The organism is Chloroflexota bacterium, assembly GCA_016235055.1.
Taxonomy (GTDB): Bacteria; Chloroflexota; Anaerolineae; order JACRMK01; family JACRMK01; genus JACRMK01.
Window position 1 is genome coordinate 1 of the sequence record JACRMK010000002.1, and the last position, 15,502, is coordinate 15,502.

Sequence of the window (15,502 nt, forward strand, 5' to 3'; positions counted from 1 at the left end):
GATGCGCCAGGGACGCACACTCGCGCATGGAAATGGGCGTGTCGTTGTAGGGACGGGTCTTTGACCCGTCCAGTTAGCCAGGTCAAAGACCTGGCCCTACGCCTGGAGTTGCCTATTTCCATGGGAGCCGGAATCCAGGCGCGGTTCCCATGGCCTGCACGCTTGCCGCATGCCGATCTGGATGCCGGCTTACGACACGCCGGCATGACAGGGTCACGAGATCCGTCGGCTCGCCGGTATGCCCTTCGGCCGCCAACCAGTGGCCGTTTGTGCGGGGCTACAGCTCAAACAGGTAGATATCGTTGCCGCGGAAGGTACGCACCAACCGCCCGCCCAGTTCGCGGTAGAACGCGCGCGCATAGGTGTTGGTGTTAAGCGTGTTCAGGTGGAAGGCGCGCACACCGCGCGCGCGGAAGGCGGCTTGCAGGGCCTGCACAAGCTGGTGCCCGATGCCGCGACGCCCGTAGTCGGGTCGCACGCCGACCGTCGTCAGCGTCGCCGTCACGATACTCCCCTGGTGCAGCACCGGCCGGTTGATCAACGTCTGCGTAATCAGCTTGCCGACCAGCCACGGCCGCCGCACCAAACCCCACGCGAGGCTCAGCGCGATGCGGGTGCCCGGCGTGCGGATCAGGTCAACCTGCAACGCGGCCGCATCGTCGGCGCCGCTGACAAACCCGACGACCGGCTGCCCATCCGCGTCCGTATCGTGCGCGCGAAAGAGGACGCCGTGCGGCGAGATGAGCAGTCCGCGGTACAACCGCCGCAGGTGCGCCTCACCCAGTTCGCCGTTGAGCGTGTAGCCGAGCACGGTGCGGTGCAGGCGCGCGATGCCCTCGACGTCGCCCATTCCGGCCGGCAGGATCTCGATCGGCATGGCGTCCGCTATCTCCGCGCCATACGCGGTGCAATGGCCCAGCCGACCAACGCCGTTGCCGCCGTGATGCCGCTCACCAGCGCACCGAGCAAAAAGACGCCGGACTCAAAGCGGAACGCCACCTGGTGCGAGCCGGCCCCAATCCACACGCCCCGGAACAGGTAGTCTGCGCGCACGATCGGCTGCTCGACGCCATCCACCCACACGCGCCAGCCGGGATACAATACGTCGGTCAGCACGAGCAAACCGGGCGCCTGCGCGTCAGCCTCGACCTGCACGTCCAGCGCCCCGTACGAGCGCAAGCGTGCCGGCGTCGCGCGCAAACCGGTGCGCGGCTTCAATAGCGACAAAGCGTCCTCGACCACGGCCGCATTCTGCACATCGCTCTGCGGATTGGCCAGCCAGGCCAGCGCCGCCTCGCGCGTATCGGCTGCTGTGACGTCGTACACGACAAACACGCGCGGCAACGGGTCGGGCACTTCGTACACGTTCAGCGCGTCCGATTGCCACACGCGCGACAATCCGGCCGCCGTTGCCTGCCCGATCCTGGCATGGCGGTTCACGACTTTGGGCAGTTCGCGCGGTATGACAAGCCAGTGCGTGCTCGTCAGGCGCAGGTACTGGAGGAACGTTCCGGCCGTGAGCAGGTCTTCGGTGCGCTGCAAGCCCAGTGGCAGATCATTTTCGCCCGAACTGGCCAGGACGCGCCAACCGGCCGGCTCGGCGTCGCCGAGGCGCGGCACCACGTCGAGGTAGCCGCCGGTCGAGAAGATGCGCGCACAGGGATCGTTCTGCTTCACAAACTCGGCGAGCGGGCGCGCGCCGTCCCAGTACGACGGCGCGATCCCCACCGCGCCGCTCGCGCCACACAGGTCGATTCCGGCAATGACGAGCAATGCGGCGGCCGGGCCGCGCGCCGCCGGACGCAGAGTGAGCGCCCAGAACGCCGCCAGCGCCGCGCCGCCAAGGAGCGCAAACGCAATCGCCTCGCCGGGCAGTCGCGCGACAACCTGCTCGCGCGTGGTCACACGCTCGATACTGAACACATCTTCCTGCTTGAGTGCCGCGTCATCTGGCGGCCGCGCGACGAGCGCGAACGGCACGGTCAGCGCCAGTGCCAGATAGAGTATCGTCAACATGCGCCGCAGGCGCAGCAGTTGTGGCCGGGCTGACGGATCGCGTGCCAGCGCCAGCAGGCCGTCGGCGCCGTGACCGATGAGGATGATGGCGGCGACGGACGTAATGAACAACCAGCGCGCGGGGATGCGGAACGACGATAGCAACGGCAGGCCCGAGGCGATCGCGTACACCGGCGTGAAGTGACCGAGCGCCAGCACCGCCGACAGGGCCGCGAGAAGGAAAGCGAACAGCACGACGGGGCGGTCGCGGCGCAGCGCGGCCGCCGCGAGGCACACGAGCGGGATGAGGCCGAGGTAGAAGTGAAACTCGTCGAAGATGCCGGTTGTGCGCCAGGTTGCCGTAGGGAGCAGGAACAGACGCGGGAAGATCAGCGCCAGCACATTCACGGGCGGCAGCGAGAGCATCTGCTGTGCCTGCTCCGGCAAGCCCTGCGCGCGGCGCGAGAGCGAGAGTAATTCGAGGCCGGTCAGCCACTGCGGCGCGCTTAAGCCGATCCCAATCGCGCCTGCCAGAGCCGCCAGTGCGCCGCTCTCGCCGGCGATACGCCAGAGCGGCACGCCACGGCTGCGCTCGGATTGCCGGCGCTGGTATAGCCCCCAGGCCGTGAATGCCCCGAACAGGATGATGGTATAGTACGGCATCTGCGGGTGCGCCGACGTGATCTGCAATGCAAATACGATGCCCGCGAGGATGGCGGTCCGCGCGCTGCGTCGTTCGATGGCGTGCAGGAGCAGCGCGCCGATCAGTGGCGCCCACGCCGCGCCGATCATGATGTTCAGGTTCGTCAGTTCGGCCGTCAGCCAGCCGCCGCCGGCATACGATAGCGCGGCGAGCAGCGACGCCCACGGGCTGGCGCCGCACTGGCGCGCCAGCGCATACGCGCAGAGACCCGCGACCGCTGCGTGCAGTAATACGAGCAGGTTCAGCGCCTGCCAGGTCTCGATCGGCAGCAGAAACACGGCATTGACGATGCCCAGCGCGCCCGCTTCGGATTCCGCGAGCAGCGGAAAGCCCATCCACGAATACGGATTCCAGAGCGGCAGCGTGCCGGAGCGCCACAGGTCGGCGATGTACGCGCGGAGCGGGTAATGGAACCACGCGAGGTCCATGAAGTAGAACGACTGCCCGAACAGCAGTTGCTCGGGATAAAAGAACGGCGGCAGGAGGAATGCCAGCAGCGCCGGCAGGGAGATTTGTCGCAGTCGCGTCATGCGGTTCTGATCCGGTGTCCAGGATAGGCTGATTGTAGCATATTGCCGATGCATGAAGCCCGGCAGACAACAAAAAAGCGGGGATGGATTGTACCCATCCCCGCTTCATCTGCCTGGTTGCCTACTCGCTCGCCAGCCGGCGCAGGACCGTCTGCAGGATGCCGCCGTTGCGGTAGTAGTCCACTTCGACCGGCGTGTCGACACGCGCCATCGTCGCGAACTTCACCGGCGCGCCGTCCTTCTTCGTCGCGGTGACCGCGATCGATTGGCGCGGCTTCAGGTCGGCCGGCACCTCGATGTCGAACTGCTCCGAACCGTCGAGTCCGAGCGACGCGGCGTTCTGCCCGCCGGTGAAGACGAGCGGCAGGACGCCCATGCCGACCAGGTTGCTGCGGTGGATGCGCTCGAACGACTCCGCGATCACGGCGCGCACGCCGAGCAGGTACGGGCCTTTGGCCGCCCAGTCGCGGCTGGAGCCGGTGCCGTACTCTTTGCCGCCCAGCACGATCACGGGCGTGCCGGCCGCCTTGTACTTCATGGCGGCGTCGTAGATCGACAGCTCCTGGCCGTCGAAGACCGTCAGACCGCCTTCTTTGCCGCCCAGCATCAGGTTCTTGATGCGGATGTTGGCGAACGTGCCGCGCATCATGACTTCGTGGTTTCCGCGCCGCGTGCCGTACTGGTTGAAATCGCGCGGCGCCACGTCGTGATCTTCCAGATACTTCGCCGCCGGGCCGCCCTTGGCGATGTTGCCGGCCGGCGAGATGTGGTCGGTCGTCACCTTGTCGCCGAACAGGCCGAGCACGCGCGCGCCCTTGATCGGTGCGATCGTGCCGACGGAGAGCGCCGTGTGCTCGAAGTACGGCGGGTTCTGGATGTAGGTCGACCAGTCGTTCCACTTGAACAGGTCGCCGGTGATGCCGCTGATGGCGTTCCAGCGCTCGTTGCCGTCGAACACGTTGCCGTACTGAGTGGCAAAATGCTCCGGCTTGAGCGAGCGCGCCATCGTCGCGTTGACTTCCTGCGTGCTCGGCCAGATATCCTTCAGGTAGACCGGCTGGCCGTCCTTGCCGGCGCCGAGCGGCTCGGTCGTCAGGTCGATATCGACGCGGCCGGCCAGCGCGTACGCCACGACCAGCGGCGGCGAGGCGAGGTAGTTGGCCTGCGCGAACGGGTTGACGCGCCCTTCGAAGTTGCGGTTGCCGGACAGCACTGCCGCGGCGACCAACTGGCTGTCGGTGATCGCTTGCGCGATCGCTTCCGGCAGCGGGCCGCTGTTGCCGATGCAGGTCGTGCAGCCGAACGCCGCGACGTTGAAGCCCAACTGGTCAAGGTACGGCTGCAGGCCGGATTCGTTCAGGTACTCGGCGACGACTTTGGAGCCGGGTGCGAGGCTCGTCTTGACTTGCGGCGCGACCGTCAGCCCCTTCTCGACCGCCTTCTTGGCGACCAGCCCCGCGCCGAGCATGACGCTCGGGTTCGAGGTGTTCGTGCACGACGTGATCGCCGCGATGATGACCGCGCCGTGCTTCAACTCGTACGACTTGCCATTGTCCTTGATGACCGCCTTGTTGGCGAGCTTGTCGGCGGGCAGGGCATAGCCGCTGTTCTTGATCGGCGCGGTGAGCGACGCCGCGAACGACTTCTTCATGTCGGCGAGCGCGACGCGCGCTTCGGGGTTCTTGGGACCGGCCAGCGACGGCTCGACGGACGCCAGGTCGAGCGCGAGCGTATCGGTGAATTCGGGGTCGGGCGTGCTGTCGGTGCGGAACAGGTGGTTCGCCTTGGCATACGCCTCGAGCAGGTCAGCCGACTTGGCGCGGTTCGTGCGGCGCAGGAAGCTGACGGTCTCGGCGTCGACCGGGAAGAAGCCCATCGTCGCGCCGTAGTCGGGCGCCATATTGCCGATCGTCGCGCGGTCGGGCAGGCTGAGCGCGCTGATGCCGGGGCCGTAGAACTCGACGAACTGGTCGACCACGTTCTTCTTGCGCAGCATCTGCGTGCAGGTCAGCACCAGATCGGTGGCGGTGATGCCGTCGCGCAGCTTGCCGGACAGCTTGAAACCGACCACGCGCGGCGTCAGCGTGTAGATCGGCTGGCCGAGCATGACGGCCTCGGCCTCGATGCCGCCGACGCCCCAGCCGACGACGCCGAGCCCGTTGATCATCGTCGTGTGCGAGTCGGTGCCGACGAGCGTGTCGGGGCAGATGACGCCATCGCGCACGAAGATGCCCTGCGACAGGTATTCCAGATTGACCTGGTGGATGATGCCAGTCGAGGGCGGCACGACGCGGAAGTTGTCGAACGCCTGGCGCGCCCAGGCCAGGAACTCGTAGCGCTCGGCGTTGCGCTCGAACTCGAGGTCGGCATTGCGCTGCAGCGAGAGCGTCGAGCCGAAGAAGTCGATCTGTACGGAGTGGTCGATGATCAGATCAACCGGCACGAGCGGGTTGATCTTGCGCGGGTCTTTGCCGAGGCGGCGCATGGCGTCGCGCATCGCGGCGAGGTCGACGACCGCCGGCACGCCCGTGAAGTCCTGCATGACGACGCGCGCCGGCAGGAACGGGACCTCGACCTGCTGCGGGTTGCGCGCGTCCCAGCCGGCCATCGTGCGCACGTCGTCGGCGCTGACGATGTAGCCGTCTTCGTTGCGCAGGACGTTCTCGAGCATCACCCGGATCGAGAACGGCAGGCGGTCGAGGTTGGGCGCGACGCCGGACTTCTGCAGGGCGTCGAGCCGGTAGTACGTCAGGTCGCCCAGTTTGGCCTGGGCGGAAAACGAGTTCTTGGTGGACATGAGGTTGTGCATCCTTGTGATTTTGAGATGTAATCGTGCTGCGTTCTACTCGTTCAGACCAGACAGGTTGTCGGGCCGTTCACCCGCGCATTACACCGGTGTCCGCTCGGCATCCATCCATGCCGGTTGATGGCTACCGTACAACACGTCCGGATCCAAATCGGCGCCATTCTCCCATACGATCGTGCCTAATTCCGAGTCAACGCGCACGGTGCGGAAATAATCGGCGTTGGATCGCATCGGCTCAAAGATCGGCCCTCGCATCAATGGGAGCAAATCCACGACCCGTTCTTCGCCCGTCGAGAACTTCAGCCATACCCGGTAGAGCTCCAGCGCCTTCACCGCCACCACTATGGCCATAACACCCTTTCAATCAAGCGGCTCTATCCAGTCCAACGGCAGACCTGCTTGTGCCTTTTCCCAATCCAAACGCAGTGCTGCCCTATGAAGCGCAGCCCATTCTAACACCATATTCAGCGCCCGGCGTGGTATTTGCCCCTCGCGGATGTCCAATGTGTCGATTTCCACCACAGCCATGAACTCCGCATACTTCACATGGAAGTGCGGCGGCGCATGATCGCTATGATACATGGCAATTACAATGCCAAAGAACTGGCTTATCCGTGGCATGAAACGGCTACCTATCCGTTATTATACGACAGTTGGCGCGCGCGCCGCGTAACCCTGTCATCCCGCCGTGCGACCTTCGTCCGTTTGTCCGTTCGATGCAGCGGGGCCTCATGCCCCGCTGCGCTCATCGGTCGGCGGCGTGAGGCCGCCGACCAGCGTCCGTTGTCTCTCCCACACCGCGCGGTGCGCCTGCGCGTTACGCACATAGCCCGCCGCGCCGCGCCGGTTGCGCTCGGCTAGTTTCTCGTCGACCGGGCGCACGACCTTACCCGGCACGCCGAGCACGACCGAGTTGGGCGGCACGACCATGCCTTCCGGCACGAGCGCGCCCGCACCGATGACCGAGCCCGCGCCGATGACGCAGCCGTTCAGCAACGTCGCGCGAATGCCGATCAGCGCGCCATCCTCGACCGTCGCGCCGTGTACGATCGCTCCATGGCCCACCGTGACATCGTTGCCGACCGTGGTCGGATAGCCGGGGTCGGCATGGATGACGGTGCCGTCCTGGATGTTGGTGCGCTCACCAATACGGATCGGCGCGACATCGCCGCGCAGCACACACGCATACCAGACCGACGCGTCCGCCCCCATGGTCACATCGCCGATGACGATGGCGTTCGGCGCGATGAAGCACGACGGGTCGATCTGCGCGCGCGACCGGTCGAGGTTGTGGGAGCGTTCAGTCATGCGGAGTCTCCAGATCAGGATACCGGCGCGGGTTCTGCGTCAACCGGCAGGTGCGTGCGGCGGAAGAACAGCCAGAAGCTGCCGACGGACAGCAGATACGACGCCACACCCGCCAGGATCGGCAACTCGAGCCGCCCCTGGCTGAGCCATTCACCGGCCAGGCGCGGGCTGGCCGCGTTCGCGAAGCTCCATGCGCCGAACGTCAGGCTGCTGGCGGTGGCGCGTTCGGCCGGATCGACCGCGCCCATGATGTACGACTGCTGCGCCGGCCATGCGAGATTCATCAAGTACTGTCGCATGAGGTACAGGAGGGCGGCAAACGCCGGCGTCGGCGCGATGACCATGCCGGCCAGCACCAACGAGGCGATGCCCTGCGTCAGGATCAGCGTCTTCGCCGTGCCGAGCGCGCGCGTGAGGCGCGGGACAATATACACCGCCGTGACCGACAGCCCCTCGCCCAGTGCATAGAACGGGCCGAGGAAGTCGCCGCTGACGCCGAAGCGCAGGTAGAACCAGAGCGACATGAGCTGGATGCTGAATCCGAGGCCAAGACCGATCAGCCCCATGAATAGCGACAATTTAGCGATGTTACCGGCCGAGCGGTGCGGCGCCAATGCGCGCCAGCCTTGCCCGGCGCTCGGCTTGTGCGCCTCGCTGACCGGCGCGACGGCAAGCACGCCGAATGCGGTCACGCCGAGCGATATCCAGAACAGCGGATGGTACGAGGCGGCGACCGCCCAGCCGAAGTTGGCCTGCAAGAACTCCGGCAGTCCCGCCAGCAGCGACCCGACCATCAACGCAACCGTCCACGCGGCGCTGCCCAGACTGAAGACGTAGGTGCGGTTGGCCTCGGTCGTCTTCTCGGCCAGCAACGCGTTAAAGCCCGCGCCGGAAAGCGCGCCAGCCACGCCGTTCGCCAGCCCGACGCCACCGATGCCGGCCGCCAATGTCAGAACGGTCACATCGGTTGTCACCAGGAACAGCACATACGAGATCATAGGCAGCGCCAGCCCGATGATGACAAACGGCTTGCGGCCCAGGCGGTCGGCGACAACACCGAATACGATCAGCAGGATCGCGCTGACGATACTGCTGACAGTATACAGCCCGCCGATGTCAGCAGGATTGATGCCAATCTTGTTAAAGTAGATCGGCAAGACAATCGTCAAATAGCCGATCGGCAGCGAGGTCAGGAAGGTCGACAGGCAGAGCCGCAATGCGTCGGGCGGGACCGAGTCGAGCCAGTCTTTGCGAAACACGTTCATAGGTGGAGTGTTGAACTGCGCGTGGCGATGATGCAGAGAAGACCGGGCGCCATTTGCCGACCCAGAGCAATCAATTGGATGACGCCAGCGTGTACTCGCCGCTCTGGGCGACTTCGGGCGGCAACCTGAACATAAACGCGCGCAGGTTTCGAACGAGTTCCTGCCGCCGCGTCGGATCCACGGCATATATCGAGACAGTACTATTGCCGACGACAACCTGCGTCGGCAAACGCCACTGCCCCACGCGCGCCCAGCCGAGCACCGTACCCCCGGAGTTCAGACTTGCAAACCACGGGTCATAGATTAGCGCGACGGAAACATGCTCGCGCGCGACGATCTCCGCCATGTTCTGGCGATCATAGCGCTCGGCCAATTTCAACAGCGCCACATCCCGGCTGGCCAGACCGAACAGGTCAATGTACTTCACCGGGGTTCTGTATCCAATGACGCCAATGTCGTTGATGGCCACCGTCTGGTCACGATAATACTCGTCAAGGAAGGCGCTCATCTGCCATTGCTGCTGGTAGATCTCGCGGGAGGCCGGCGGGCCGTCGCGCAGCGCGTTGCGCACACGATATCCAAACGGAACAGACAGCACCAGCACGACCGCCATGATGATACCGGCACGCAGCCGCGCCTGCCGCGTAGCCGGGAAGGAAAATGCCAGCCGGGGCTCTTCTCTGAGCACCAGCGCAATGCCTATGATGACCAGACAGACGAGATAGGCCTCGTAGCGGAAAAACCATCCGAGGATAGCGAACTCAGCGTGGAGAATGACCGTGCCGCACGCCAGCACCAATGCATAGCGGCCCCGCTTCCATGGCCGGGGATGACGGGAGCAAACCAGCACGATGATGCCGGCCAAAAGCACAGTCCATGCCACCGGGTTGTTGGCCAGATTGATCAGCGCGCGCGAGCCCAGGAGTGTTGTTGAGATCCCCGTTATGGATAGCTCCGGCCGATACCCCTTCAGCAAAGCCGAAGTCGGGAGCAGGGGCCATCCATTTGAAACAGACCATAGGCCATAAATGCCGATCAAGGTCACCGCAGACGCGGCAAGCGCCATGGCATAGCGCCAGCGGCCACGGGCAACCAGCAAGACGACCGCGATGCCGATGGCGAAGAGGCTTTCATAGCGCGCGGCAGAAGACAGTGCGGCAATCACCAGAATGGCGATGTCCGTTTTGAACTCCGGCATGGCATCGCTCACCAGCCGTCCTGAAACCAGGTATACAAACAGAAGCAAGAGAAACGCATGCAGGACGTGCTCCATCGCCTCGAAGGTGAGGAGCGGCAGTGGAACGGCCAGCAGCACAGCGCCCAAGGTTACGGCACGGCCAACAACGGGGCAACTGTGACCCAACGCCCACCCAACAGACACCAGCAACGACGTTCCGAACACCAGGTTGAGCGCAAGAGGCCAGACATCGCCCGTACCAGCAACCCGGTATATGCCAAAGAGCAGAAAAACCCAAAGCGGCGATGACGATGACGACGAGAACTCATGCACGGTCACGCCCCATACACCATTTTCGGCGGCGTGCCGGGCGATTGCCATGTGAGTGTAGGTGTCGTCCAGGGGGTATACAAGGCGACCCCCCGTGGCGTCCATGGCACGAGCGACGATCAGCGCTGTGATAGCCCAGTACGAAACGAGCGCCGAACCGATGACCACAAGGTTCCAGGCTGTGCCGACCTTCAGGGAGGGTCTTGGCATGCCTAGCTATGACTCCCGCGTCAGACGGCTGGCCACGACCTGCTCGTCGCCTGTCTTCGCCGCCGGCGCCGGGTCAGTGCGCTTGACCTCGACCTTTTCGATCTTGGCGCCCTGCATCTCTTTGATCGTCAACTGCACAGCGCCGATGGTTAGCCGCTCGCCGCTGGCGGGGATGCGCTGCAGCTGAAACAGGATCAGCCCGGCCAGTGTTTCGTAGGCGTCGTGCTCCGGCAGGTCGGTCTTGAGTTCCTCGTTGACTTCCTCGATGCGCAACTGGGCGTCCACCTCGGCGGTCAACTCGTCGAGTTGGCTGACCTCCGGCTCGTCGTCCTCCGCTTCGTCGCGCAGCCGCCCGACCAGCACTTCGAGGATGCCGCCCTGTGTCACGATGCCGGCTGTGCCGCCGTACTCGTCCACGATGACCGCCAGCGAGATGCCTTGCGTCTTCATTTCCTCAAACAGGTCGCCGACCTGCTTGAACTCCGGCACATGCATGGCCGGGCGCATCAACTGCACAGCCGGCTGCTGGCGCGCGGCCGGGCCTTCCGAGGCGAGGAAGTTCAGCACGTCCTTGATCGTGACGAAGCCGATGATGTTGTCGAGGTCGCCCTCGTAGAGCGGGTAGCGGCTGAAGTGCGACTCCGAGAACAGGGTCAGGAATTCATTGAGCGTCGCCGTCGCCTCCAGCCCGGCGATGTCCGGGCGCGGCACCATCGCCTCGCTCACCTGGCGGTCGGCGAACTCGAAGACGTTGTGAATCATCTCTTCTTCGCTCGCTTCGAGCACGCCGCCTTCCTGGCTGTCGCTGACCAGTTGCTTCAACTCCTCGACCGAGTGATAGACGCGGTGGCCGCTGATCGGTTGCGTGCCGAACAGCTTGAGCACCCACTCCGTCGCGTGATCGAGCACATAGATGAACGGGCGGAACAGCCGGTCGAAGGCGATCATCGGCACGGAGGCCATCGTGATGACGCGCTCGGCGTTGCGGATCGCCCAGACCTTCGGCGCCTGCTCACCGATGACAATGTGCAGCGCCGTAATCGCCGTAAACGCGATCACCGCGCTGGCGGCGTGCGCCACGTCCTTGACGCTGACCCACTGGCCAATCGGCAATCCGCTCAGGGGCGGCTCGATCAGATCGGCGACGAACGGCTCGCCCACCCAGCCGAGCGCCAGGCTGGCCATCGTGATGCCAAGCTGTGAGGCCGCCAGCACCCGGTCGGTGTCGCCCAACATGCGCTGGGCGCGCCTGGCGCCGACCGCGCCGGATTCCGCCTGTTGATCGATGCGCGAGCGGCGCGCGCTGACCGCCGCAAACTCGACGGCGACGAAGAATCCGTTCATCAGCAGCAAGAAGAGCACGCCAAGCAGGCGTACGATGACAGTATCCACAGAACGAATTATACCAGAGCGGCATAGACCCGAAGGGTTTTGGATGGGTTAGCAGCAATCGTGGATGAAACGTATAAGACCCTTCGGGTCTGGCCGCTGCCATTCGGCGGCGCGCCGCTGTGCTATACTTGCGCTATGCGATTCCACACTGGCCGCGCGTGCGGCAAGGCGATCCTCGCCGGCGAACATGCCGTCGTCTACGGGCGTCCGGCGCTCGGCGTGCCGCTGGCGCAGATCGCGGCTACAGCCGAAATCCGCGAAGGCACCGGCGGCGCGACGATCGTCGCGGAAGATCTCGACGCCGTCTGGACGCTCGACGAGCTGGGCGACGGCCACGCCATCGCACACATCGTCCACACGACGCTGGCGAAGCTCGGCGAAGAGGCGCCGCCGAACTTCCTGCTGACGATCCGCTCGACGATCCCGATTGCGCGCGGGCTTGGCAGCGGCACAGCCGTGTCAACGGCGATCGTGCGCGCGCTGGCCGCGCACTACGGGCACACGCTGAACGCGGCCCAGGTATCGGCGCTGGTGTTCGAGACGGAGAAGCTGTATCACGGCACGCCGAGCGGCGTGGATAACACGATCATCGCGTACGAAGCGCCGGTCTACTTCGTGCGCGGGCAGCCGCCGCAGCGGCTGCGGGTGGCGCGGCCGTTCAGACTGGTCATCGTCGATACCGGCGTGCCGAGCGAGACGAAGGTGGCGGTGGGCGATGTGCGCGCGGCGTGGCAGGCCGAACCGGCGCGCTATGAGGCGATCTTCGACGCGATTGGCAAACTGGTCGAGCAGGCACGCGACGCGATCGAGTACGGGCGCCTCGAACGCCTCGGACCGCTGATGGACGCCAACCAGGCGCACCTGCGGGAGATCGGCGTTTCATCGCCGGAACTGGAGCGGTTGATCGCGGCGGCGAAAGGCGCAGGCGCGTCCGGCGCGAAGCTGTCCGGCGGCGGGCGCGGCGGCTGCATGATCGCGCTGGTCGATGCGGCGACGCAGGCCGCCGTGCAGGCGGCGCTCACGGCGGCGGGGGCCAAAGCGGTGCTGGTGTCGGAGGTGGGAAGGTAGGGACGCGCCACAATCGGGCGGAACTGCAAAGGACAAATCCGCGAATAACGCGAATCGACACGAATAGATGCCCTATTCGCGAAGATTCGTGTTATTCGCGGATCGCTTTTTCTGGCTCTCGATCAGCCGCTTCACAAACCAGTCGACCACGCGCTTCCACCGGTCAAGGTTGTGCGCCTGTGGCCCCATGCCGTAGGGACAGGTCTCTGACCTGTGCGCCGGGCAGTTTCCCGATTGCCAGGCGCGAATGCGCGCCCCGGCGCAGGCGGGCTGATGATTACCCGTTTCGGGTAGACCTCGCGGGTTTTGAAAACCCGCGAGGTCTGGTCGCTGTGGGTAATCACCAGAATCGGGCGATTGAAGCGCGTTCGCGCTTGCGGTATAATGGCGACAGTTTGCGCGGCGTCTCCTAATTAGTTCCGCGCGTTTCGACAGGATTGCCCCGCGACGGGCGGCCTGCCGGCGGTCCCTGCTGTGCCGCATTGCGTATGGTTGCCGTTCGGCCCCGCGCGCGCCCGGGTTCGCGGTGGCGGCCATCTGCCGTGCGGTTGGATACCATCCTATCTCAAGTTCAGCATGGAGGACACGATGAATTCGATGAAATTCGAGCTAGTTCCCTCAACGACCAAGGCCGGCATAACAGGTGCCGTTGTTGGGGCGATTTTGGGGTTCGTCAACGGGCTTATACTCCTACTTCTGGCGCCATTGATCTGTCTGGTGGGCCCGATCACTGGATTGGTGGGGTTCTTGCTGCCATTCGCCATTGGCGCCTACTCGGTGATGCTGGGCCGTCAGGCAGGCCGTCCAGCAGGTAACACAGCACAAGATGCCGTCGATGGTGCCATTGCAGGAGCGATTACAGGCGCAGTCTCTGCGGTCGTTAGCGCTATAATGACCGGCCTCTCCACGGCGATCAACGGCGATGTCGGCGGAGCTCTGGTGGCAACCGCTATTGGAATTGTAATCGGTGGCATCGTCTCCGCGATCGTTAGCGCCATCCTGGCAGCGATTGGCGGTGCAATCTATAGCCTCGTCGTTAAGAAGTAAGCCGTAGCGCATGAATGCCGGAGCCGGCAAGCGGCGCGCACCCTTGCCGGCTCCGGTCTGTTTTTACCCTCATCATCATGGAGGCCGCATGGAATACGGCAAGGCGTTCACATTCCTGACCGAGGACACCGAGTGGGTCACCAAGCTGGCGATTGCGGCGCTGCTGGTGTTCGCCAGCGGCATCATCCCGATCTTGCCGCTGCTGCTGGTCATGGGCTACACGCTGGAGTTGACGCGCAACGTCGCGCGCGGCGAGGCGCTGCCACTGCCGCGCTGGGACGACATGGAAACCAAGCTCAAGCACGGCGCCATCGCCCTGGTGATCGGCTTCGTCTACATGCTGCCGGTGGCCGTGATGGCTGCCTGCGCGGGCGGCTTTGCGTTCGCGACGGCGATCGGCGCGGGCGCCAGCGCGGCGTCGTCGCCCAAAGGCGACCCGGGCGCGGCAACCGGGTTCGTGGCGCTGCTGCCGGTCATCTTCATTTGCCTCGGCTGCGTGGCGGCCGCGTACGGCGTTATCGCCGGGCTGCTGTCCAACGCCGCGACGCTGATCTATCTGAACACCGGCGAGTTGAGCAGTGCATTCCGCGTGCGCGAAGTCTGGGCGCTGGTGCGGCAGCATCTGGGTGACTTCATTATGGTCTGGCTGGCGACGCTCGTCGCGAATCTCGCCGTGGTGCTGATCGGCATCATCACCTGCGGCCTCGGCTTTCTCGTGGGTGCGCCGTGGCTAATGTTTATGCAGGCGCATCTGCTCGGGCAGATCTGCCGCAAGCTCTTTCCGCCGTCCGCCGACGCGCTGGCGCCCGTCGCGTAACGCGGCCCGCCCGCGAGCCCGCTTGATGAACGACGATCCCGCAATCCGGCGCGGCCACCCCAGCTACGTCTGGCGCGCCGGGCAGGACCGCCGGCTGGCGATGATCCAGCGCCACGCGCCGCTGACGGGCGCGCGCGTGCTGGATATCGGCTGCGGCATTGGCGCCTATGTCACACAGTTTGCGTCGCGCGGCGCGCGCGCGTTCGGCGTGGATGTGGAGTTCGACCGCGTACGCCATCCCATCGGGGCGGGCCTCGCACCCGCCCTGGCGCAGTCCGTCTCGGAAGCGCTGCCGTTCGCATCCGGCACATTCGACATGGCGCTCCTGCACGAGGTGATCGAGCACGTGCAGGACGACCGGCTGACGGTCTCCGAGGCGCTGCGCGTCGTCCGGCCGGGCGGGCGCGTCATCATCTTCGCGCCGAATCGCGGCTGGCCGTTCGAGACACACGGCATCTTCTGGCGCGGGCGCTACCACTTCGGCAACATCCCGCTCGTGCCCTATCTGCCGGATCTGCTGCGCAGCCGGCTGGCCCCGCACGTGCGTACCTACACCGTCCGCTCGATTCGCCGGCTGGCGGACGGGTTGCCGGCGCGCGTCGCCGCCCATACGCAGGTCTATCCCGGCTACGACAACCTGGCGGCGCGGCGGCCCGCGCTCGGGCGCGCGTTGCGCGACGTGACCTACGCGCTCGAGGCGACCCCGCTGCGCATCTTCGGCCTCTCGCACCTTCTCGTCCTGGAGAAACTGGCGGCCTGATCTGTCGCGCTTGCCGCGTATAGCGGAACACAGAAAACCGGCCATCCGTGGGGATTGGTCGGTTTTCTGTTTCAGCGCCCGCAACGGCCGGGCA

At 65.2% G+C, this 15,502-nt stretch carries 13 protein-coding genes; 4 read left to right on the plus strand and 9 right to left on the minus strand.

Annotated features, from left to right (window positions below; genetic code table 11):
* Positions 1-277 precede the first annotated feature (277 nt).
* The 9 genes from HZB53_00315 to HZB53_00355 form a co-directional block, all read right to left on the minus strand.
* A complete protein-coding gene (locus tag HZB53_00315) occupies positions 278-877 on the minus strand; it encodes a GNAT family N-acetyltransferase (GenBank protein ID MBI5876064.1) in 600 nt (199 codons plus the stop codon).
* Positions 878-885: 8 nt separating this feature from the next.
* Positions 886-3,228, minus strand: a complete 2,343-nt coding sequence (locus HZB53_00320; protein MBI5876065.1) for a YfhO family protein — start codon at positions 3,226-3,228, stop codon at positions 886-888.
* Positions 3,229-3,349: 121 nt separating this feature from the next.
* Positions 3,350-6,025, minus strand: coding sequence for an aconitate hydratase AcnA (gene acnA / locus HZB53_00325; protein ID MBI5876066.1), 2,676 nt, complete (start codon positions 6,023-6,025; stop codon positions 3,350-3,352).
* A gap of 90 nt (positions 6,026-6,115) precedes the next feature.
* Complete coding sequence (locus HZB53_00330; GenBank protein MBI5876067.1) at positions 6,116-6,385, minus strand: DUF2442 domain-containing protein; 270 nt, start codon at positions 6,383-6,385, stop codon at positions 6,116-6,118.
* Positions 6,386-6,394: 9 nt separating this feature from the next.
* Positions 6,395-6,655, minus strand: a complete 261-nt coding sequence (locus HZB53_00335) for a DUF4160 domain-containing protein (GenBank protein MBI5876068.1) — start codon at positions 6,653-6,655, stop codon at positions 6,395-6,397.
* A 108-nt stretch (positions 6,656-6,763) separates the two neighbouring features.
* Complete coding sequence (locus tag HZB53_00340) at positions 6,764-7,342, minus strand: gamma carbonic anhydrase family protein (GenBank protein ID MBI5876069.1); 579 nt, start codon at positions 7,340-7,342, stop codon at positions 6,764-6,766.
* 14 nt (positions 7,343-7,356) lie between these two features.
* Complete coding sequence (locus HZB53_00345; GenBank protein ID MBI5876070.1) at positions 7,357-8,607, minus strand: MFS transporter; 1,251 nt, start codon at positions 8,605-8,607, stop codon at positions 7,357-7,359.
* A gap of 70 nt (positions 8,608-8,677) precedes the next feature.
* A complete protein-coding gene (locus tag HZB53_00350) occupies positions 8,678-10,324 on the minus strand; it encodes a hypothetical protein (protein ID MBI5876071.1) in 1,647 nt (548 codons plus the stop codon).
* Between the two features lie 6 nt (positions 10,325-10,330).
* A complete protein-coding gene (locus HZB53_00355) occupies positions 10,331-11,716 on the minus strand; it encodes an HlyC/CorC family transporter (protein MBI5876072.1) in 1,386 nt (461 codons plus the stop codon).
* Between the two features lie 135 nt (positions 11,717-11,851).
* On the opposite strand from HZB53_00355, the gene mvk reads away from it, so the two are divergent.
* From mvk to HZB53_00375, 4 genes are all read left to right on the plus strand, one after another.
* Positions 11,852-12,784, plus strand: a complete 933-nt coding sequence (gene mvk, locus HZB53_00360; protein MBI5876073.1) for a mevalonate kinase — start codon at positions 11,852-11,854, stop codon at positions 12,782-12,784.
* Between the two features lie 588 nt (positions 12,785-13,372).
* Entirely contained in the window at positions 13,373-13,831 is a 459-nt protein-coding gene (locus HZB53_00365) for a hypothetical protein (protein ID MBI5876074.1), read from the plus strand.
* 88 nt (positions 13,832-13,919) lie between these two features.
* Entirely contained in the window at positions 13,920-14,648 is a 729-nt protein-coding gene (locus tag HZB53_00370) for a DUF4013 domain-containing protein (protein ID MBI5876075.1), read from the plus strand.
* 25 nt (positions 14,649-14,673) lie between these two features.
* On the plus strand, positions 14,674-15,408 hold the full coding sequence (locus HZB53_00375) for a methyltransferase domain-containing protein (GenBank protein ID MBI5876076.1): 735 nt from the start codon (positions 14,674-14,676) through the stop codon (positions 15,406-15,408).
* The last annotated feature ends 94 nt before the right edge of the window (positions 15,409-15,502 follow it).

What these genes read in the sequence shown, in the direction of transcription:
- HZB53_00315 (MBI5876064.1), bottom strand. Translation starts at nt 877, where the DNA reads ATGCCGATCGAGATCCTGCCGGCCGGAATGGGCGACGTCGAGGGCATC.
- HZB53_00320 (MBI5876065.1), bottom strand. Translation starts at nt 3,228, where the DNA reads ATGACGCGACTGCGACAAATCTCCCTGCCGGCGCTGCTGGCATTCCTC.
- acnA (MBI5876066.1), bottom strand. Translation starts at nt 6,025, where the DNA reads ATGTCCACCAAGAACTCGTTTTCCGCCCAGGCCAAACTGGGCGACCTG.
- HZB53_00330 (MBI5876067.1), bottom strand. Translation starts at nt 6,385, where the DNA reads ATGGCCATAGTGGTGGCGGTGAAGGCGCTGGAGCTCTACCGGGTATGG.
- HZB53_00335 (MBI5876068.1), bottom strand. Translation starts at nt 6,655, where the DNA reads ATGCCACGGATAAGCCAGTTCTTTGGCATTGTAATTGCCATGTATCAT.
- HZB53_00340 (MBI5876069.1), bottom strand. Translation starts at nt 7,342, where the DNA reads ATGACTGAACGCTCCCACAACCTCGACCGGTCGCGCGCGCAGATCGAC.
- HZB53_00345 (MBI5876070.1), bottom strand. Translation starts at nt 8,607, where the DNA reads ATGAACGTGTTTCGCAAAGACTGGCTCGACTCGGTCCCGCCCGACGCA.
- HZB53_00350 (MBI5876071.1), bottom strand. Translation starts at nt 10,324, where the DNA reads ATGCCAAGACCCTCCCTGAAGGTCGGCACAGCCTGGAACCTTGTGGTC.
- mvk (MBI5876073.1), top strand. Translation starts at nt 11,852, where the DNA reads ATGCGATTCCACACTGGCCGCGCGTGCGGCAAGGCGATCCTCGCCGGC.
- HZB53_00365 (MBI5876074.1), top strand. Translation starts at nt 13,373, where the DNA reads ATGAATTCGATGAAATTCGAGCTAGTTCCCTCAACGACCAAGGCCGGC.
- HZB53_00370 (MBI5876075.1), top strand. Translation starts at nt 13,920, where the DNA reads ATGGAATACGGCAAGGCGTTCACATTCCTGACCGAGGACACCGAGTGG.
- HZB53_00375 (MBI5876076.1), top strand. Translation starts at nt 14,674, where the DNA reads ATGAACGACGATCCCGCAATCCGGCGCGGCCACCCCAGCTACGTCTGG.